The sequence below is a fragment of the Microbulbifer pacificus genome (assembly GCF_002959965.1).
Classification (GTDB): Bacteria; Pseudomonadota; Gammaproteobacteria; order Pseudomonadales; family Cellvibrionaceae; genus Microbulbifer; species Microbulbifer pacificus_A.
Map to the genome: position 1 here is coordinate 717,248 of NZ_PREV01000027.1, position 19,072 is coordinate 736,319.

At 59.1% G+C, this 19,072-nt stretch carries 17 protein-coding genes and 5 tRNA genes; 17 read left to right on the plus strand and 5 right to left on the minus strand.

Annotated features, from left to right (window positions below; genetic code table 11):
• The first annotated feature begins 9 nt into the window (after window positions 1–9).
• From C3938_RS13705 to C3938_RS13720, 4 genes are all read left to right on the plus strand, one after another.
• The gene (locus C3938_RS13705) at window positions 10–543 is read left to right on the plus strand and encodes a DUF2271 domain-containing protein (RefSeq protein WP_105103828.1); all 534 of its coding nucleotides are present in this window, start codon (window positions 10–12) and stop codon (window positions 541–543) included.
• A 31-nt stretch (window positions 544–574) separates the two neighbouring features.
• Complete coding sequence (locus C3938_RS13710; RefSeq protein WP_105103829.1) at window positions 575–1,408, plus strand: DUF4198 domain-containing protein; 834 nt, start codon at window positions 575–577, stop codon at window positions 1,406–1,408.
• Between the two features lie 41 nt (window positions 1,409–1,449).
• Entirely contained in the window at window positions 1,450–2,991 is a 1,542-nt protein-coding gene (locus C3938_RS13715; RefSeq protein WP_105103830.1) for an NADPH cytochrome P450 oxidoreductase family protein, read from the plus strand.
• A 277-nt stretch (window positions 2,992–3,268) separates the two neighbouring features.
• Window positions 3,269–4,351, plus strand: a complete 1,083-nt coding sequence (locus C3938_RS13720) for an isoaspartyl peptidase/L-asparaginase family protein (RefSeq protein ID WP_233998918.1) — start codon at window positions 3,269–3,271, stop codon at window positions 4,349–4,351.
• Between the two features lie 24 nt (window positions 4,352–4,375).
• Here C3938_RS13720 and C3938_RS17940 read toward each other — a convergent pair.
• Window positions 4,376–4,451, minus strand: a tRNA-Arg gene (locus tag C3938_RS17940).
• 407 nt (window positions 4,452–4,858) lie between these two features.
• Between C3938_RS17940 and C3938_RS13730 the strand changes: the two genes are divergently transcribed.
• The 13 genes from C3938_RS13730 to C3938_RS13790 all read left to right on the plus strand — a co-directional run bounded on the left by C3938_RS13730 (window position 4,859) and on the right by C3938_RS13790 (window position 18,196).
• Window positions 4,859–5,032, plus strand: coding sequence for a PA3496 family putative envelope integrity protein (locus C3938_RS13730; protein WP_158681706.1), 174 nt, complete (start codon window positions 4,859–4,861; stop codon window positions 5,030–5,032).
• 124 nt (window positions 5,033–5,156) lie between these two features.
• A complete protein-coding gene (locus tag C3938_RS13735) occupies window positions 5,157–5,585 on the plus strand; it encodes an STAS domain-containing protein (protein WP_199775612.1) in 429 nt (142 codons plus the stop codon).
• A gap of 14 nt (window positions 5,586–5,599) precedes the next feature.
• Window positions 5,600–7,375 (plus strand): ATP-binding SpoIIE family protein phosphatase, encoded by a 1,776-nt coding sequence (locus C3938_RS13740; protein WP_105103834.1) that lies wholly within the window; start codon window positions 5,600–5,602, stop codon window positions 7,373–7,375.
• A gap of 33 nt (window positions 7,376–7,408) precedes the next feature.
• Window positions 7,409–8,113 (plus strand): cytochrome c biogenesis heme-transporting ATPase CcmA, encoded by a 705-nt coding sequence (ccmA, locus tag C3938_RS13745; protein ID WP_105103835.1) that lies wholly within the window; start codon window positions 7,409–7,411, stop codon window positions 8,111–8,113.
• A 40-nt stretch (window positions 8,114–8,153) separates the two neighbouring features.
• Window positions 8,154–8,843 carry a heme exporter protein CcmB gene (gene ccmB, locus C3938_RS13750; protein WP_105104534.1) on the plus strand — a complete coding sequence of 230 codons (690 nt, stop codon included), beginning with the start codon at window positions 8,154–8,156 and terminating at the stop codon, window positions 8,841–8,843.
• A gap of 72 nt (window positions 8,844–8,915) precedes the next feature.
• The gene (locus C3938_RS13755) at window positions 8,916–9,680 is read left to right on the plus strand and encodes a heme ABC transporter permease (protein WP_105104535.1); all 765 of its coding nucleotides are present in this window, start codon (window positions 8,916–8,918) and stop codon (window positions 9,678–9,680) included.
• Between the two features lie 31 nt (window positions 9,681–9,711).
• A complete protein-coding gene (gene ccmD, locus C3938_RS13760) occupies window positions 9,712–9,945 on the plus strand; it encodes a heme exporter protein CcmD (RefSeq protein ID WP_105103836.1) in 234 nt (77 codons plus the stop codon).
• 98 nt (window positions 9,946–10,043) lie between these two features.
• Complete coding sequence (locus tag C3938_RS13765; protein ID WP_105103837.1) at window positions 10,044–10,493, plus strand: cytochrome c maturation protein CcmE; 450 nt, start codon at window positions 10,044–10,046, stop codon at window positions 10,491–10,493.
• Window positions 10,490–12,493 (plus strand): heme lyase CcmF/NrfE family subunit, encoded by a 2,004-nt coding sequence (locus C3938_RS13770; RefSeq protein ID WP_105103838.1) that lies wholly within the window; start codon window positions 10,490–10,492, stop codon window positions 12,491–12,493. Before C3938_RS13765 ends, C3938_RS13770 begins: the two co-directional genes overlap by 4 nt.
• A gap of 46 nt (window positions 12,494–12,539) precedes the next feature.
• Entirely contained in the window at window positions 12,540–13,121 is a 582-nt protein-coding gene (locus tag C3938_RS13775) for a DsbE family thiol:disulfide interchange protein (RefSeq protein WP_105103839.1), read from the plus strand.
• Window positions 13,084–13,677, plus strand: coding sequence for an IMPACT family protein (locus tag C3938_RS13780; protein WP_233998919.1), 594 nt, complete (start codon window positions 13,084–13,086; stop codon window positions 13,675–13,677). Before C3938_RS13775 ends, C3938_RS13780 begins: the two co-directional genes overlap by 38 nt.
• A gap of 343 nt (window positions 13,678–14,020) precedes the next feature.
• Window positions 14,021–16,483: a glycosyl hydrolase family 18 protein gene (locus C3938_RS13785; RefSeq protein WP_199775613.1), complete on the plus strand. Its 2,463-nt coding sequence runs from the start codon at window positions 14,021–14,023 to the stop codon at window positions 16,481–16,483.
• A gap of 72 nt (window positions 16,484–16,555) precedes the next feature.
• The gene (locus C3938_RS13790; protein WP_105103842.1) at window positions 16,556–18,196 is read left to right on the plus strand and encodes a glycosyl hydrolase family 18 protein; all 1,641 of its coding nucleotides are present in this window, start codon (window positions 16,556–16,558) and stop codon (window positions 18,194–18,196) included.
• Between the two features lie 68 nt (window positions 18,197–18,264).
• On the opposite strand, the gene C3938_RS13795 is transcribed toward C3938_RS13790, so the two are convergent.
• From C3938_RS13795 to C3938_RS13810, 4 genes are all read right to left on the minus strand, one after another.
• Window positions 18,265–18,341: transfer RNA gene (locus tag C3938_RS13795), tRNA-Asp, on the minus strand.
• Window positions 18,342–18,389: 48 nt separating this feature from the next.
• A tRNA-Val gene (locus C3938_RS13800) sits at window positions 18,390–18,465 on the minus strand.
• 254 nt (window positions 18,466–18,719) lie between these two features.
• Window positions 18,720–18,796: transfer RNA gene (locus C3938_RS13805), tRNA-Asp, on the minus strand.
• A gap of 48 nt (window positions 18,797–18,844) precedes the next feature.
• A tRNA-Val gene (locus tag C3938_RS13810) sits at window positions 18,845–18,920 on the minus strand.
• Between the last annotated feature and the right edge of the window lie 152 nt (window positions 18,921–19,072).

A 19,072-nucleotide genomic window follows, 5' to 3' on the forward strand; every position in this document is an offset into this window, starting at 1 on the left:
GGGAGAGACATGGAAATAACGTTGTTCAAGAAACTGGCCGCAGCGGCCTTTATTGCAGGCGGCTGTATTGCCGGCGCTGCACAGGCCCAAACCCTGCAGGTCAGCATCGAAATTCCGCGCCTCAATGTAGCGGAATACCACAAACCCTATGTCGCGGTATGGCTGGAAGACGAAGCCCGCAAAGCCACCCAGATTGCGGTGTGGTACGACCTGGAAATGCGCAACAACGAAGGCAAAAAATGGCTCAAGGATCTGCGCCAGTGGTGGCGTCGCGGCGGCCGCAGCCTGGATGTGCCGGTCGACGGCATTACCTCCGCCACCTACGGCCCCGGTGAGCACGCGCTAGACGTGGTTATTGCCGAGAGCGATCTGGCAAAGCTGGCCCCGGGCAAATACCGCCTGCGGGTGGAAGCGGCCCGCGAAGTGGGCGGCCGCGAGCTGGTGGAAATTCCCCTGACCTGGCCGCTGGAGAAGTCCAGCCTGCCTTTGTCCGCCAAGGGCGAAGAAGAACTCGGTAGCATCCGCATCGCGATGCTTCCCTGAAAACGTTTTGAAAATGGATAAGGAAAAACCCATGAAAAAAATGACCCTTGCCAACCTGTTGCTGGCCGGCGTTATCACCGCCGGTATTGCCATGCAGGCACAGGCGCACCGCGCCTGGATTCTGCCGAGCTCCACCGTACTGTCCGGTGACGATCCCTACGTGACTTTCGACGCGGCGGTTTCCAACACCATTTTCTTTCCGGACCACGTTGCCCTGGGGGCCGACGCGGTAACCGCAATCGCGCCAAATGGTGAAAAGGTTGCGCTGGAGAATGCGGCCAGAGGCAAATACCGCACGACCTTTGATGTGCAACTGAAGGAAAAGGGGACGTATAAAATCGGCCTTGCGTCCTCCGGCCTGCGCGCCTTCTGGAAAGACGACGAAGGCAATCGCAAGATGTGGCCTGGCCGTGGCCAGCAAGCGAACGATGCCGATTTCGCGACCGCAGTTCCCAAAAATGCCAAAGAGTTGCGCGTGAGCCAGAGCTCCCGTCGCATTGAAACTTTTGTTACAGCCGGCGAACCGTCTGACACGGTGCTGAAACCCGAAGGTGTCGGTCTGGAACTGGTGCCGGTGACCCACCCCAACGATCTGTACGCCGGTGAAGCGGCCAAATTCAAATTGCTGATCGACGGTGAGCCCGCCAAGGGTGCCGACGTTGTACTGATCCCGGGTGGCAGTCGTTACCGCGACAATCAGGATGAAATCAAAGTGAAAGCGGATACCGCGGGTCTGTTCAGTGTCACCTGGCCGAGCGCCGGCCAGTACTTTATGGAAGCAGAATACGAAGACAATAAAGCCAAGGCACCGGCCACGGTGCGCAGTGCTTCTTACGCTGCGACCTTTGAAGTGTTGCCGATGTAATTCCTGAACGCGGTGCATTTGATGAATTCGGGAGCGGGTAGATGACAGAGAATCAGCGCATCGCCATTGCCGTCGTGTGCACGCTGGCCTGGCTCCTGTGGGTTGCAGTGCTGTTTGTACGGCATCGCCGGGACCTGCACTGCGCACTGCGTCAGCAGCGCACACAGAGGCCGGGTGCCGTACTCATTGCCTACGCGAGCCAGAGCGGTACTGCCGCCGCGCTGGCCCGCCAGAGTGCGGAGCACCTGCGCACGTCGCAGCCGGTCACCGTGTTACCTCTCAGTCAGGTGTCGTCGCAGACACTGCAAACCGCCAGTAAAGCGCTGTTCGTTGTCAGCACCTACGGGGAAGGCGAGGCACCGGATAACGGTCAACGCTTTGCCAGACATTACCTCAACGGGGATGCGACCGCGCTGGATCTCTCCCATCTTTCCTATTCAGTCGTTGCACTCGGTGACAGTACCTACGCGCGCTTCTGCGCCTTCGGTCAACTGCTGTACGACGGCATGGCGAAATTGGGTGCGAAAGCACTGGAGCCGTTATACAAAGTCGACAGCGCCCGTGCGGCCGCCGATGGTGCTGGTGGCAGTATTGAGAGCGCCATGCCGGCCTGGTTCAGCGCAGCAGCAATGGCGAAGAGCAATACCAGCCGCAAGCCCAGCACTTGGTGGAGACTGGCGGAGCGCCGTCTGCTCAATCCCGGCAGTCCCGGCGCGCCACTATTTGAACTGACCCTGCGTGCGGTGAACGATTGGCCCAAATGGCGGGCGGGCGATGTGTTCGTATTACAGCCGCGCCAGCCGCGCGAGGTGGTGGTGCGTTGGCTCGCACGATATGCGCTCGATGCGAACGAGTGGATCGTTAGCGGCGGTCGCGGCCAGACCCTGCAAGCCTGGTTGCGGGACCGTGTTCTGCCTGTGGCGGCATTCGATCGGGAAAAGTTGTTGCGCGGCGATTTTTCCGAATTTCCTCTGCTGCCCGCACGTGAATATTCCGTAGCGTCCTGTGGTGAAGAGAAAGCGCTCAAATTGATCGTACGGCAGCAATTCCGTCCATCCGGGGAACACGGGGTCGGCTCAGGCTGGCTTACGGAATACTGTGAAGTGGGTGAGCTGTTTGCGGGCGATCTGCGGGAGAACCGCAACTGCCACACGTCAGATCACAGCCGTCCGTTATTACTGATTGGTGCGGGTAGCGGCCTTGCCGGGTTGCGCGCGCAACTGGCGGAGCGCGCGGGCGCGCCGGATGCCGGGCTGGTGTGGCTGGTGTTCGGTGAGCGCTGCCCCGACACGGATCGGCCCCTGTCCCGGGAACTGGACACCTGGCTGCGGCAGGGAACCCTGTCCCGCTGCGACCGGATTTTCTCCCGCAGAGCGCACACGGAATTCCGTTATGTACAAGACTTTCTCGCAGCACAGTCAGCGGAATTGTGCTCTTTTATTTCCCGTGGCGCGGATATCTATGTGTGCGGCAATCGCACCGGTATGGGCGCAGGCGTACATCGGGTGCTTGAGCAATTACTGGGTGAGGTCGAGCTGGATGTGCTGCTGCAATCCGGGCGCTATCGGCGGGATCTCTACTGATCTCAATTTTTTACCCCGGTTTTTCTCCCCCGATTTCCAGGCACGGACCTTTCGATGATATGTCTGGAGTCTGAATGCGCCACTGCCATTGGGCAGTATTTCTTATTCAAACTCTCCACACTCAAAAAGCACCCGCATTGATACTTGAGCGTCGCTCCTGATTCTTTGCCGGCATGTTTCGCCGATTTTTGAACCGGTCTGACTGTGTCGGGCTGGTGAAACAAAAGTCTTTGCTTTATTTTCTGGCGCTACTCGAACAAGAAACCAGAGAGTTGTCATGAAGAGCTTTTTTGATCCGCTTCACCGCCCGTGTCTGAAACTTCTGTCGGGCATTCTGATGGTCGCCTGCCTGACATCTCAGGCGCAACAACCGCCCGCGCCCGCAACCCCAACCCCAACCCCGACATTCGCCATCGCCATCCACGGCGGTGCCGGCACTATCGAAAAATCCGGTATGACACCGGAAAAAGAGCGTGCCTATCGCGCCAAGCTGGAAGAGGCTCTCAATGCCGGGTATGGCGTTCTTGAGAACGGTGGCTCCAGCCTGGATGCGGTGGTGGCCGCGATCAACGTGATGGAAGATTCTCCGCTGTTCAATGCCGGCAAGGGCGCGGTTTACACCTATGACGGTGCTCACGAACTGGATGCGTCGATTATGGATGGACGCAATCGCGAGGCCGGGGCTGTTGCCGGGGTCAGGCATATCGCCAACCCCATCAATCTTGCGCGGATGGTGATGGAGGACTCTCCGTTTGTAATGCTGGCGGGGGAAGGGGCCGAGACGTTCGCCCGCAGCCGCGGCGTACCGATGGTAGACAACAAGACGTTCGACACCGAACAGCGTCGCAAGCAGCTTGACCGCGCAAAAGAAAAACTCGACCGGGAAAACAAGCAGGACAAAGATTACCGGGCGGCGGTAGAGGCTCTGCCGGTACCTTGGCGAATGGGCACTGTGGGTGCCGTGGCTCTGGATCAGCAGGGCAATCTCGCCGCCGGAACCTCCACCGGGGGGATGACCGCGAAGCGCTACGGGCGTATCGGCGACTCCCCGGTAATCGGTGCCGGCACGTTCGCGGACAACGCGTCCTGCGCAGTCTCCGCCACCGGTCATGGTGAGTACTTTATCCGCTATAACGTCGCCGCTGATATCTGTACTCGCGTCGCCTATCAGGGCAAAACGGTGGCGCAGGCCGCGGATGAAGTGATCAATCAGGTACTTCTGCCAGTGGGCGGCACCGGTGGTGTCATCGTGCTGGACGCCAAGGGCAATATCGCACTCACCTTCAACACCGCAGGGATGTACCGCGGCAGCCGCGTGGTCGGGCAAGAGCCGCAGGTGGCGATTTTTGGTGAAGGTTGACGCCCTGAAGGGGCGGGAATCAGATGGCGTCCCCGGCCCGACTCGAACGGGCAGTCCGGACTTAGGAGGTCCGTGGTTTATCCTGTTAACCGACGGGGACGGTATTGCCCGAATGGGCAGGCGGGCCATTCTAGCGGCTGAGGTCGCTGCTGTCATGGCGGGATTGGCTTTACTGTAACCCTGGGTAACGGATATCGCTGTTCAGTTACTCTCGTTCGCCGCAAGCCAGGGTAATTCCGTTGCGGATTTTCACTGGGAAATTGTCGTAATTTGTTCATCAATCGGGGGTATTTTGGCTCCCCAGAGGCCATTGGTGAGCCTTGGGGCTTACATGGTGGGAGGCCGTGTTTGCGGCTTGGTGTAACCCCTGATGAAAAGTTGTTTCCACCGCAAAAAGTTGCTTGACCGGAAAAGCCGGAGCTGGCTAATCTCCAGGTGCCAACAGGCAACATAACAACAACAGACAAACAGTTTCTGCCCTGGCAGATCGAGATTGTGGAGTTTTCTATGAGCGGCAACGTTATCGAAAATGACATTGATTTTGATGATTCTGATTCCTCTCTGGCAGAAGAGGTACTGAAGTCAAGCAAGAGCCCCAGGGACGCCCGCCGGATGGTCGAAGACAAGCTGGAGGAGATGCGTCTCAGACGGGAACTGATGGATTATCAGTACGACTTTTAAGCCGGGGCCGGAATGATCGGCTTTCGCACGACCGGGCCCGGCCCGGAAATATGAAAGGGGTGCCACTGGCACCCTTTTCTGTTTGGTTTCTTTCTGTGCAGGCCATCCTACTTTGGTAAGACGTATGGACTGGCCGGTTTGCACGTCCGCCGGGGGGGTGTATATTGGCCGCATTGGTCAGGAAGAGAAGGATAAAAGGAACCTTCCGATGGTGGTTTCCGACAGGTTTGAAAGCCGGGTAACTTCTGAAATATCCGAGAGCGGGGAGGCGGTAGTTATCCGCGTGACCGGCAATTTCGATTTCAATATGCACCGGGATTTCCAGCGGGCCTACCGCAATGTGGCACCGCCACCCAAAATGTTTCTGGTGGACCTGTCCGCTACTGACCACCTCGATAGTGCCGCCCTCGGCATGCTGCTGCTGTTGCGCGACTACTGTGTTGAATTGGGGCGAGGTGGGTTCCAGCCGGAGGTGGAACTGATGAATGCCAATGCCCACGTCTCCCATATCCTTTCCGTTTCCAATTTCGACCGGATTTTCAGCATACGCTGAAGCGACGTGCTGCCGTGTCCACCTTCCGGATCCTGATCGTCGAACGTACAACCAGTGAAGCCGATGAACTCCGCGCGCTGATTCACAGTTGGGAGTACATCAGTTCCACGGGGTGCAAACAGCCCGCAGCCATTCATTCTGTTTCGTGTGTGGAAGGTGCACTGGAAGCTTACGGCGGGTTTCTACCGAACCTGGTGATTTTTGGGTGTACGTCCGCGCGGGAGGTCACCGGTAGCCAGATCCGTCAGTTGCGCCAGAGTGGCGGAATCGAGCCGGTACCCATTCTGTTCGTACAGGACCTCGCCGTTGCGGAGTCATCCGCAGCACCTGCAGACTGCGACGATATTCTGACCAAACCCTACAGCCCCTCTCTGGTTCAGCTCAAACTTGCCTCGATCCGTCGCTTCTGTGAGTTCAGCCGCTCGCTGATGGCGCAGCGGGACCGGCTGCGCCGCCACCATGCCGATTTCCTGCAGGAGCAGGCCAGTGCACGTGAAATCTTCTCCAACCTTGGCAATGAAAGTTGCCTGGACGGCACATCGGCAATCCGCTATCACCTGTCGCCGCGCGCGGTGCTGAATGGCGACCTGCTGGCCGCCACCTACACCCCGGATGGCAAGCTGGTTTTAATGTTGGGCGATTTTGCCGGTCACGGTCTGGCGGCGGCGGTGGGCGCGGTGCCGCTGACATCGATTTTCTATTCCATGATACCCAGAGGCTTTTCCATGGGCCGCGTGCTGCGGGAGATCAACCGCAAACTCTACGGTATTCTTCCGCGGCAGATGTTCTGTTGCCTTGTGATGCTGGAGCTGGATCCACGGCGCAAGCATTTGCGTCTGCTGAACGCGGGTATGCCGAGTCCCTGCCTCAAGCGCACCAGCGGTGAGTTGCGCATGCTGGAATCCCGCCATCTGCCTCTCGGTGTGTTGGCCACGGACCAGATCGATGAGGCCATCGTCAATTTACGGGTGTTGCCGGGTGACCGGCTCTATCTGTGGAGCGATGGCATTCACGAGGCGCGCAACAGTAATGGGGAGCATTTTGGGGAATCCCGTCTGCTGGAACTTCTGCGCGCGGATGGTGAGGGCGGCCTGGCCTTCGATCAGATCCTGATGGCGGTCAATGCGCATGCGTCGGAGCAGCACGACGATCTGTCGCTGGTGGAGCTGGATCTCACCGATGCTTCCCTGCGTCGCAGCGGCTGTCCGACCCCGGACCAGAACGGAGAGCGCAGGGGGAGTCGGATTGGATCCTGGTCGATTGAGTTCCGGCTGGCAGAGGAGGAGTTGCGCACTGCGGATCCATTGCCACATCTGCTGAGCGTCCTCGCGCAGATGCCTGGTGCCGCCCGCTTTCAGGAGGATCTCGCCATTGTTCTTGGGGAGCTGTTTCGCAATGCACTGGAGCACGGTGTGCTGGAACTGGATTCCTCCATCAAGTCTACGGACGACGGCTTTATCCGTTATTACGACCTGATGGCGGAACGGCGGAGTCGTTTGAGTGACGGTTGGGTGAGCATCGCGCTCTGCTGCCGCGAGGGCGATACCGGCGGTGAGCTGAAACTCGTGGTGGAAGACAGCGGAGCGGGTTTCCCGGAAGTTCGTGAGCCCAAAGGTATCTACTCCGGCCGCGGCCTTGCGCTGTTACAGACGGTGTGCAGTGAGGTGCAGCTGGTGCCCGGCAGCAGCCGGGTGGAGGCAATCATTCGCTGGAGTAGCGACCGGCCTGCGGAACCGGATTCCGGTGGATCGTCATCAGATGCCGTACAAATCCTCCCGGTGCCGGTATAATCCCGCTCAGTTTTTCATCAACTGCGGTGTGTAATGGCATCTGAGCTCCCCCTGACACCCGGTACATCCGGATTCGAAGCTGAACGTGCATGTGAGCAGTCGCTGACGGTGCGAGGGCTGGCGTGCGAGCGCGACGGACGGGTGCTGTTTGAGGGGCTTGAGCTTACCCTGGCGGCGGGCTGCGCGGTACAGGTGGAGGGGGCAAACGGGGCGGGAAAGAGCACCCTGATTCGAACCCTGATCGGCAGTACTTCTGACTTCACCGGCACTATTTCCTGGCGCGGACAGCCCTTTCCCCGGGGGCTTGCGGCCCTGCGGTCATCACTCCTTTACATCGGTCACTGCGCCGGTATCCGGCGCGGCCTGACGCCACTCGAAAACCTTGCGTGGTACGGCGCCCGACGGGAGGATGCCCTGCAGGCGCTGGATGAAGTCGGGCTCTATGGCTTTGAGGATGTGCTGTGCCAACAGCTTTCCGCCGGACAGAATCGGCGGGTGGCACTGGCGCGCTTGTACCTGCCGGTGGCGGCGCCCCTGTGGATTCTGGATGAGCCCCTGGCCGCGCTCGATGTGGCGGGGGTGGCGAGTCTTGAGACTCGGATGAACCGTCATCTGCAGCGTGGAGGCAGTGTGCTTCTGACCTCTCATCAGCCCGTTAATATTGCGCCGTTGCAACGGGTCAGCCTCGCGGATTTTCAGCCGCGGATGACCGTTGAGGAGGCGTATCGTGCAGGCTGAAACCGTTGACGGCGGTGGCGAAGTGATGCGCCAGGAGTCGATGTCCGCAGTTCCGTCCGCTACGCCGGGCTTTTATACCCTGTTCCATACGGAGTTCACGCTGGCGGTGCGCCGGCGCTCCGATATCGTCAACCCGCTGCTGTTTTTCGTTACGGTGCTGGCGTTGATGCCGATCGGTATCGGGCCGGAACCGGAGATGTTGGCGCGGATGGCGGCGGGGTTGATCTGGGTGATGGCCCTGCTGGCGACACTCCTGTCCCAGGAGTCCCTGTTCCGCAGCGACTACGAAGACGGTTCACTGGAGCAGCTCGCGCTGCAGCCGCAACCGCTGTATTTCCCGGTGCTGGCCAAGATACTGGTGCACTGGTTGGTGACTGGTGTGCCACTGGCGCTGCTTTCCCCCTTGCTTGGTGTGATGCTGAACCTGGGCCCGGCCGGTTATTGGCCGTTATTTATTTCCCTGACACTGGGCACCGCGAGCCTGAGTCTGATCGGGGCGGTCGGGGCGGCGCTTACGGTTGCGCTGCACCGACCGGGTCTGCTGTTGGCACTGATCATTATGCCGCTGTATGTGCCCGTGTTAATCTTCGGCACCGGAACGGTGCAGGCGGCGTTGGACGGGTACAGTTATGGCCCGCAATTGGCGATTCTCGGTGCGATTCTCGCTGCCGCCGCGGCCCTGGCGCCGCTGGCTGCGGCGGGTGCAATCCGCATCAGCTTGGAAAACTGACTCTTTTCCGTACCTTGTGACGCTTGCGGAGCGTTACCTGGGCGAGAAATGGGCGTAGAGAAGTTGGCGAACATGAAATTTTCCTGGCAATGGTTTCACAGATTGGGATCACCGCGCTGGTTTTATCAGAAAACCAGTGCCTGGTTGCCGTGGCTCGGCGCGGCCAGTCTGCTGCTGCTGGCGGTAGGGGGTGTCTGGGGACTCGGATTCGCCCCCCAGGATGCCAAGCAGGGCAATAGCTACCGCATCATTTATATCCATGTACCCGCGGCCTTTCTGGCCCTCGCCGGTTACTACATCATGGCCATCTGCGGCGCCATCGGCCTGATCTGGAAAATGAAACTTTCCTTTGTGGTGATGCGCGCGGCGGCGCCCATCGGCGCGGCCCTGACCTTCGTCGCTCTGCTGACCGGGGCGGTGTGGGGCAAGCCGACCTGGGGTACCTACTGGGTCTGGGATGCCCGCATTACCTCCATGTTGATCCTGTTTTTCCTCTATCTCGGTGTGATGGCATTATCCGGGGCCTTCAGCCGCGAGCAGTCCGGCGACAAAGCCAGTGCACTGTTGGCCCTGGTGGGAACGGTCAATATTCCCATCATCTACAAGTCGGTCGACTGGTGGTTCACCCTGCACCAGCCGGCCACCCTGAAACTGACTGAGGCCAGCACCATTGACCCCAGCATGTTCTATCCGCTGATCACCATGATCGCCGGCTTTTACCTGTTCTATGCCTGGGTGCTGACCCTGCATACCCGTGGGCTGATACTGCAGCGCGAATGGCGCACTCAGTGGGTACGCGAACTGCTGGGGCAGTCCGCTTCGGCGGCGAAGACCTGAGTGCAGGGCAGAGAACACCGAGGACAGAATCATGCAATTTCAGTTTGATGATCTCGCCAGCTTTCTGGCCATGGGCGGCCACGGCCCTTACGTGTGGTTCTCCTACGGAGTAACCATGGCGGTGATGGCGGCACTGGTGCTGGTACCCGTTCTGCGTCAGCGGAAAATGCGCGAGATGTTTCGACGCCAGCTGCGCCGGGAAGAGGCGCTCCGCCGTGTTACGGCCGAGGGTCGGGCCCGATCGGAAGCCGTGACCGCGGACTGACGATACGTTGCCCATGTTTTCCGACCTCCCCGTGGGGTCCACTTCCGTCATCGCTGATTCGATGGCGGACTGATTTTTCATTTCATGACAGGACAACCATGCATCCAGCCCGTAAACAACGTCTGATCCTGGTGCTACTCCTGGTGGTACTTTCCACCACTGCGGTGGGGTTTGTGGCCTACGCCATGCGCTCCAATATGGATTACTTCTATGCGCCCAAGGCCTTCGCCGCCGGCGAGGTGCCGTTTGACAAGCGCATTCGCGCCGGGGGCTGCGTGGTGCCCGGCAGTATCGTTCGCGATGGCAATTCCCTGGATGTGCGCTTTGCGCTCACCGATGGTGAGGCGGAGCTGGAAGTGGTGTTCGACAAAATTCTCCCGGACCTCTTTGCAGAGGGTGAAGCGGCGGTGGTTACCGGCAAATTGCAGGAGGGCGGCTTTGTGCGCGCGGATCAGGTACTGGCCAAGCACGATGAGTCCTATACGCCACCGGAGGTGGCGGAGTCCATAAGTGCCGAGGCCAGCTGTCGCGGAGACGCCAAGATATGAGCCCGGAACTCGGTCACTTTGCCCTGATCGTCGGTCTGCTGCTGTCACTCGCACTGGCGGTGGTGCCGATGCTCGGTACCTATACCGGTCGTGTGCTGTGGATGGAGACGGCGCGCCCGCTTTCCCTTGGGGTACTCGCTTTTACCGCACTGTCGTTCCTGTGCCTGACGGTGGCCTTCGTCAACAGCGACTTTTCTGTCGCCTATGTGGCGCAGAACTCCAACAGTATCCTCCCCATGATCTACAAGGTCACTGCGGTGTGGGGCGGTCACGAGGGTTCCATCCTGTTATGGCTGCTGATGCTGGCGGGTTGGACCGCGGCGGTGGCACTGTTCAGCCGTCAGTTACCGGCGGTACTGGTGGCGCGGGTGTTGTCGGTACTCGGCATGCTGTTGATCGGTTTCTTCCTGTTTATCCTGCTTACCTCCAACCCGTTTGATCGCCTTCTGCCGTTCCCGCCCAATGACGGCAGCGATCTGAATCCGCTGCTGCAGGACCCGGGCATGATTATCCACCCGCCGCTGCTGTATATGGGGTATGTGGGCTTCTCGGTGGCCTTTGCTTTTGCGATTGCGGCGTTGCTGGAAGGTCGGCTCGACAGCGCCTGGGCCCGCTGGGCGCGTCCGTGGACTGCGGTGGCCTGGTCGTTCCTGACCCTGGGGATCGCTCTCGGCAGCTGGTGGGCCTATTACGAGCTTGGCTGGGGCGGCTGGTGGTTCTGGGACCCGGTGGAGAACGCTTCCTTCATGCCCTGGCTTGTCGGCACGGCGCTGTTGCACTCTCTGGCGGTCACGGAAAAGCGCGGACTCTTCCGCAGCTGGACCATCCTGCTGTCGATTTTTGCGTTCAGTCTCAGCCTGCTGGGAACCTTCCTGGTGCGCTCAGGGGTACTGACGTCGGTGCACGCCTTTGCCACCGACCCGCTGCGGGGTGGTTTCATTCTCGCGTTCCTCGCTGTAGTGGTGGGGGCGTCGCTGTTGCTGTTTGCGGTGCGTGCGCCGGCGGTGAGTGCCGGCAGTGTGTTTTCCGCCCGCGCCCGGGAAACCTTTCTGCTTGGCAACAATATCCTGTTGGTGCTGATCATGGCGGTGGTACTGACCGGCACTTTGTATCCGCTGCTCGCAGATGCGTTGAACTGGGGCAAGATCAGTGTCGGCCCGCCGTTTTTCAATATGTTCTTTGTGCCGTTGATGCTGGTGCTGTGTCTTTTGCTGGGGCTTGGTATTCACGCAAACTGGAAAGACAGCCGCCTACAGAAACTGGCTCGCGCCTGGGCATTGCCTGCGCTGGTAGCGGCCATCGGCGCGCCGCTGCTGACACTGCTGGCCGGTGATTTCCGCTGGGGGGCGATGCTGGGGATTTTTGCCGGCTTATGGGTGATCGCCGCGAGTGTCGCAGACATGCTGGCAAAATCCCGCAATGCGGACTCCTTGTGGAGCGGCCTCAAGCGCCAGCGCGCCAGCTACTACGGCATGCATCTCGGGCACGTCGGTCTCGCCGTCTCGGTGCTCGGTGTGGCGCTGACTACCGTGTACAGCGTGGAGAAAGACCTGCGCATGTCACCGGGGCAGCGTGCTGAAATGTCCGGTTACGAATTTACCTTCGACGGTGTACGCGAAGCGCGCGGACCGAACTATCGCGCGTCGGAAGGGGTGATTTTTGTACGTGAAGCGGGGCGTTTGGTCGCGGAACTGCACCCGCAGAAACGCAGTTATTTTTCCGGTGGCAACATCATGACCGAAGCCGCGATCGACAGCGGCCTGTTTCGCGATCTGTATGTGGCGCTCGGCGAGCCCATGGACAAGAACAATCCGGCCGGTGACTGGGCCGTGCGGCTGCAGTACAAAGCGTTTGTCGTGTGGATCTGGCTGGGTGCCGCGCTGATGGCCCTCGGTGGAGCCATCGCGGTCGCAGACAAGCGCTACCGCAAGGTGAAGGCAGCGCGTGCAGATAGCATCGCGACCGGCGATACCCAGGATGGGTCACTGGCCCGCGCCTGAGGCGGCGGGACGACAGAGGATCACACAGCGGGGATTTACACAACTGATGGCAAGGCTGAAACTCTTTCTGCCACTGATCATATTCGCTGCGCTGGCGCTGCTGTTCTGGCGTGGCCTCTCATTGAATCCGCAGGATATGCCCTCGGCACTGGTAAATAAACCCGTGCCGGAATTTGCGCTGCAGGATGTCGAAAGTGCTCGGGAACTTAAAAAAGCCGACCTTCCCAGTAAACCGTTATTGCTGAACGTGTGGGCCACCTGGTGTATTTCCTGCCGGGTGGAGCATCCGTACCTCAACAAACTGGCGCAGGAGGGGGTGCCCATCGTCGGCATCAATCTCAAGGACGACAACGCCGCGGCGCAACAGTGGCTGGAAAAATTCCACGATCCCTATCTTTTTTCCGTTGCCGATGTGGAAGGGCGCCTGGCGCTTGATCTCGGTGTATTCGGTGCGCCGGAAACTTTCCTGGTGGATGCCGGTGGCACCATTCGCTGCAAGCATGTGGGCGTTGTGGATGACCGCGTCTGGCAGACCAAGCTGCAACCGCTGTACGAAAAGTTGCAAACGCAACCCTGGGATGAGTTTTCCGGTGAGCTATCAGATTCCCTGCTTTCCCGTTGTCGCTGAGACGGAAGAAAAGAAGAGCCGTTTTATCTGCTGGCTGGGGCCAGTGACGGATAAGGCGGTTTTTTTGCGGGAGCTGGAAACTATCTGCGCGCGCTATCCCGATGCCTCCCATCACTGCACCGCGCTGGTGATCGGCAACCCCGCAAACCCGGAAGTAATGCAGGCGGATGATGACGGCGAGCCCGGTGGCAGTGCCGGCAGACCCATGCTGGAACTCCTGTTGAAGCAGGAAATTGGCAATGTGGGCGCTATCGTTACGCGCTATTTCGGCGGTACCAAACTCGGTGTGGGTGGTTTGATGCGTGCCTATCGCGGCGCTGTGGGCGCCGCGCTGCAAGGTGCGGAATTGAAGCCGCATGTTCCGTTGTTGCCGCTGCGCATCGCCTGTGATTTTTCCGGCGAATCCCGCCTGCGTTTTCTTGTGGCACAGCAGGGCGGGGAGTGCGGCGGTGCCGATTACGGCACCCGTGTGGAACTCGACGTGGTGTTGCCGGAAGACCGCTGGCCGTTGCTGCAGACGCAGTTACAGGCCGAGGGTTTTGTGCGGCTTTCCTGACCGCGATACCGTCCACTTCTCATTTCCCTCTCAATTATCTGGCGCCTGTTTAGTGCTCGTTTCGTGAGCCAGTACATTTTCCTTCGAACTTCTGATTTTCCTGTCGCCATTCCCCTCCGCCTTCGTTGACAGCGTTGTCAGGTGGTCGCTAGTTTGACAGCGTTGTCGGTCACAAGCCGACTCTAGTCCCGCCTCCATGAGAGGCCGTCATATCCGCGCATTCTCCTCGCACGCGGCCAGTTTCCAGGCAGTGTTCTTTCCAGGCAGTAAGTAATTCCCCAATCGGAGCCGGTGCGATCCGGTTCCGGAATTCAAGACTCTTCGATCGGGAGAAGAAGACAAGATGCAAGCAACAATAATAAAAAGGATGTTGAAGGCCGGCGCACTCTGGTGCGGCCTGCTGGGCAGCACCGCCGCAGTCGCCTATGACTGCAGCGGCACACAGGATTATGTAGACGGTGCCAGCTATGGCGCAGGCGCTACGGTAACAAACAATGAAAATGCCTACCGCTGCGATGTGGGTGGCTGGTGCAGTCAGGGTGGTGCCTATGCACCGGGTGTGGGCTGGGCCTGGGTTCACGCCTGGAGTGATCTGGGAGCCTGTGAACCTGGAGGTTCCAGTAGTGGAGGTACCGGTAGCTCGGGCAGTGGTTCGAGCTCTGGTGCCGGTAGCAGCAGTTCAGGTTCCGGGTCGGGTTCCGGCGGATCATCCGGCGGTGAGAATTGCCCTGTCTATGTCGCTGGCGGCACCTATGCCGCGGGTGACGTAGTCACCAACGCGAATGGCTTTTACGCATGCTCAGTTGCCGGTTGGTGCTCCTCGGGCAACGGTGCGTATGAACCCGGGGTGGGCTGGGCGTGGGAGCAGGCCTGGTCTACAAGCAGTGCTGCGGCCTGCGGCGGCAGCAGCAGTGGCGGCGGAGTGACGGTGCCCGATGCCTATTTCTGCGCTGCCGAGTGGAAAACCGGCACACTTTACACTCAGGGCAGCGTGGTTGCCTATCAGGGTATTGCTTACCGCGCATTGGTAGACACCCATTCCATCGCGCCCGGCAATACCGCATATCCCGGTCAGTGGGAGATTGCCGGCTACCCGGACGACGCCCTCTGTCCGGTGCCGATCCCCAACAGCATTGACTATGGCGAGCCACAACCCGTTGATGGAAACCCCAATGTCGGTACCGTCAATCCCACAGGTGCCATCGCCGCGGCACGTATTGCTGATGTCCAGTCCACTCTGAGCGGTACCCGTGGTGCCGTTGATCCCGCCGCCGACAATGGTGGTGATCACGCTGGACTCGATGTCGACAACGGCGCTCGCGGATCGAAACTGGTGCCCGGCAGTCTGCCACTGCAGCACAACACCTACGGTCTCAGCGCGGGTACCGAAATCGTCAGCTATATCGGCGACTGGGCCATTTATGGTCGGCGCTATGACTTTACCAAACTGCCGGCGTCCAACCTGAACCGCATAGTGTATGGGTTTGCGGGGATCTGTTATCCGGACGCAAAAAACGAGCAGGATGGTGGTTTCCCGACATCGGCACCAGCGGCGGTCATGCGCACCTGTAATCAGAGCAATTTACCCGACGGTGCCATGGCGATAGCCGATTTCGAGGCGGCCTTTCTACGAGACGTGGGGGTAGCGCCGACCGGTGTGGTGGGCACCGAGAGCATGTACGAGCTGGATCGCGACAAGGTCGGCGGCGTGTTTGGTGTGCTGTATCACTTACGCGAACAGAATCCGCATCTGAAACTCGATCTTTCCGTCGGCGGTTGGACGCTGTCGGAAGGTTTCCCGTGGATGGCGCACGATCCGGTGAGACGCAAAGTGTTTGTGGATTCCATTGTTCACTTCCTTGAGCGTTACGATTTTGACGGTGTCGATATTGACTGGGAGTACCCCGGCAGTGATGGCGCGGTGGTGGGTATGGCGCGGGAGGATGATGGCGAAAACTACGCAATTCTGATCCGCGAACTGCGTGCGGGGATGGACTGGCTGACGCAAAAAACCGGTAAGCCCTATCGCCTGTCATCGGCGATTCCCGCGGGGCTGGGGCGTCTGCAGAAAATAGACTGGTCCGAGGTGCACCCCTACATGGATCGTCTCTATGCCATGACCTACGACCTCACCGGTGCCTGGGAGCGGGAGCTGTCTCACCATACGCCGCTCTATACCAATCCCATGGCCACCGGATCATCTGCCGGCACCTCCGCGGACTGGACGCTGAATTATCTGCAGAGCCTTGGTGTTCCCGCAAACAAGCTGATGATCGGCGCCGCCAACTATCACCGTTCGAAGGCCACCAATCCGGGGGATATTCTCGAGTACACCTACGGTCTTGCCGGGGCGAGCAGTTATGGCGACAGCAACTGGAGTGGACGGGATCTGATCCTGGGCGTCGCTGGCCTCGGTTCCTGGGAAGCGGGGGTGATCGAAGGTTACGATCTCTATCAGAATTATCTGGATCGAAATCTCGCCCCCCGCAACGGCTACTGGCTGTATACCGACAGGGAGGCCAATGCGGATTATCTCTACAACGACAGTGTCGGTGCATTCATCTCGGTGGAGACGCCGCGCACCGTGGCCTTGAAAACCCAGTACGCAAAAGACCGTGGACTAGCCGGCATCTTTTTCTGGATGGCGGAGCAGGACAACGGTTACAACCTGAACGCGGTCAACCATGTGCTCGGCAATGCGCGCATCGTCGACCGCGCCGATGCGAGCCCCGCGGATCAGATTCCCGTGTGCGGGCGCAATCTGACCGCAGTTGAGTGTGAAACATTGATTGCGCCGCTGAAATAACGTCGCAGAATTTTCGGGCAGTCAGAGTTCTGTGCTGCCCGTTTTTATTGGCATAACAATAATGGTGAAAATATGAAAAATCGTTTCCAGCGTGCCGCCGCGAGGTGGCTTTGTGGCATTGCACTGTCGGTATTCGGCAGTGTGGCGTTTGCGGTAGATTGTTCCGGGTTGTCCAGCTGGAACAGTACTCAGGCATACAGCGGGGGCGCCCAGGTACAACATCAGGGCACTGCGTATCAGGCCAACTGGTGGAGTCAGGGGAAAGATCCCGCACAGTATTCCGGGCAGTGGCAGGAATGGACGGCGCTCGGGCAGTGTGATGGCAGTGGTTCGTCCGGTGGTTCCTCAAGCTCTTCAAGTTCATCCAGTTCTTCGTCGAGTTCCTCCAGCAGTTCCTCGTCCTCGTCTTCTTCCGGCTCTTCATCCGGCGGATCCTCCGGTGCCGGCAGCTGCACTTCGCCGCACTATATCGCGGGCACGAGTTATGTGGCTGGCCAGTTGGTGCAGAATGTGGGCGAGGAATTTGTGTGTGATATCGCCGGCTGGTGCTCCTCGGCCTCCGCATGGGCCTATGCGCCGGGAGAGGGGACATACTGGGAGCACGCATGGACTCAGGTGGCGAGCTGCGGTGGATCGTCCAGCAGTTCATCCGGATCATCGTCGTCTTCCGGATCTTCCTCCGGCAGTTCCTCGGGTGGCTCCAGCGGCAGCAACAGCAGTCGTTTGATTTCCGGTTACTGGCACAATTTTGACAACGGTTCCGGCGTGATCCCGATTGCGCAAGTGTCTGATGCATTTGATGCGATCAATGTATCGTTCGCTGAGCCTACGGGTGCCGCGCCGGGAGAAATCGGCTTTGTGCTCGACCCTCTATTCAATGAGCAGGAGTTTGTCGCCGGTATCCAGGCCAAGCAGGCGGCGGGTAAAAAAGTCATCATCAGTATTGGTGGTGCCAATGGTCAGGTGCGCCTGGAAAGTGCTCAGGCCCGCGATAATTTCGTCAGTTCCATGATTGGAATTATCGACCGCTACGGATTCGATGGACTGGATGTGGATTTTGAGGGGCACTCCCTGGAGTTGAACGCGGGCGATGTGGACTTCCGCAATCCGACTACGCCGGTGATCGTGCACCTGATCGAAGCATTGCAGGCGCTGACTTCGCACTACGGCGATGACTTCATGCTCACCATGGCTCCGGAAACATTCTTCGTGCAGCTGGGATACAGCTTCTACGGTGGCTCCTGTTCCGGCTGTGATCGCCGTGCTGGCGCCTACCTGCCGGTGATTCACGCCATGCGCGATCAGCTCGACTGGTTGCAGGTGCAGCACTACAACTCTGGCGCGATCATTGGTCTCGACGACCAGTATCACAGCATGGGCGTTGCGGATTTCCATATCGCCATGGCGGATATGGTACTCACCGGCTTCAATGTCGGCGGCAACCCGAATTATTTCTTCCCGCCACTGCGGCAGGACCAGGTGCTGATCGGGCTGCCTGCCAACGTGAATGCGGGGGGTGGGTTTACTTCAGTGAGTGAAGTGCACAAGGCGCTGAACTGTCTGGTAAAACTTCAGGGCTGCACCACTTACACCCCGCACACCAGTACCGGATGGACAGGGCTGGGCGGACTGATGACCTGGTCAATCAACTGGGACAAATTCAATAACTTTGAATTTTCTACGGAGCATCGGGAGTTTCTGGATGAGCTTTGATAACAAGCTGAAACATCGCGGATAAAAACAAAAAAGGCCCACACTATCGTGTGGGCCTTTTTGATATGTGGCGGACCGGACGGGACTCGAACCCGCGACCTCCGGCGTGACAGGCCGGCATTCTAACCAACTGAACTACCGGTCCGCAGTCCTGACATCCCTTTGAAAAATCTGCCTGGCAGAGAAAGGGAAGTGGTGGGTGGTACAGGGGTCGAACCTGTGACCTACGCCTTGTAAGGGCGCCGCTCTACCAACTGAGCTAACCACCCCGCGTCAGGAGGTGCGTATATTAATGATAGTTTTGAGAGTTGCAACTGTTGGGAGGAAAATATTTTTCATTTTTCGTGGGAACACGAACAGCTGTTCATCCTCGAAAAACAGCATGGAAATTAACTGAGATCGGATAAATAAAAAGCCGTGCACCGATACGCTATACACGAATCGTGGAGATCCGGATGGGGGCGCAGAGATATTTCCCACATACGAAAAAGGCCCACACTTTCGTGTGGGCCTTTTTCGTATGTGGCGGACCGGACGGGACTCGAACCCGCGACCTCCGGCGTGACAGGCCGGCATTCTAACCAACTGAACTACCGGTCCGCAGTCCTGACATCCCTTTGAAAAATCTGCCTGGCAGAGAAAGGGAAGTGGTGGGTGGTACAGGGGTCGAACCTGTGACCTACGCCTTGTAAGGGCGCCGCTCTACCAACTGAGCTAACCACCCCGCGTCAGGAGCTGCGTATAGTAATGATATTTTTTGGGGCGTCAACGCCTTTTGAAAATTTTTTTGTGATTCAAAGGCTTATGGCCATTTTTCGTGGATTTGCCACGGATTTGGTCGGGCGTGTCGGGGGCGCTTGGCGCTGCTATAATCCG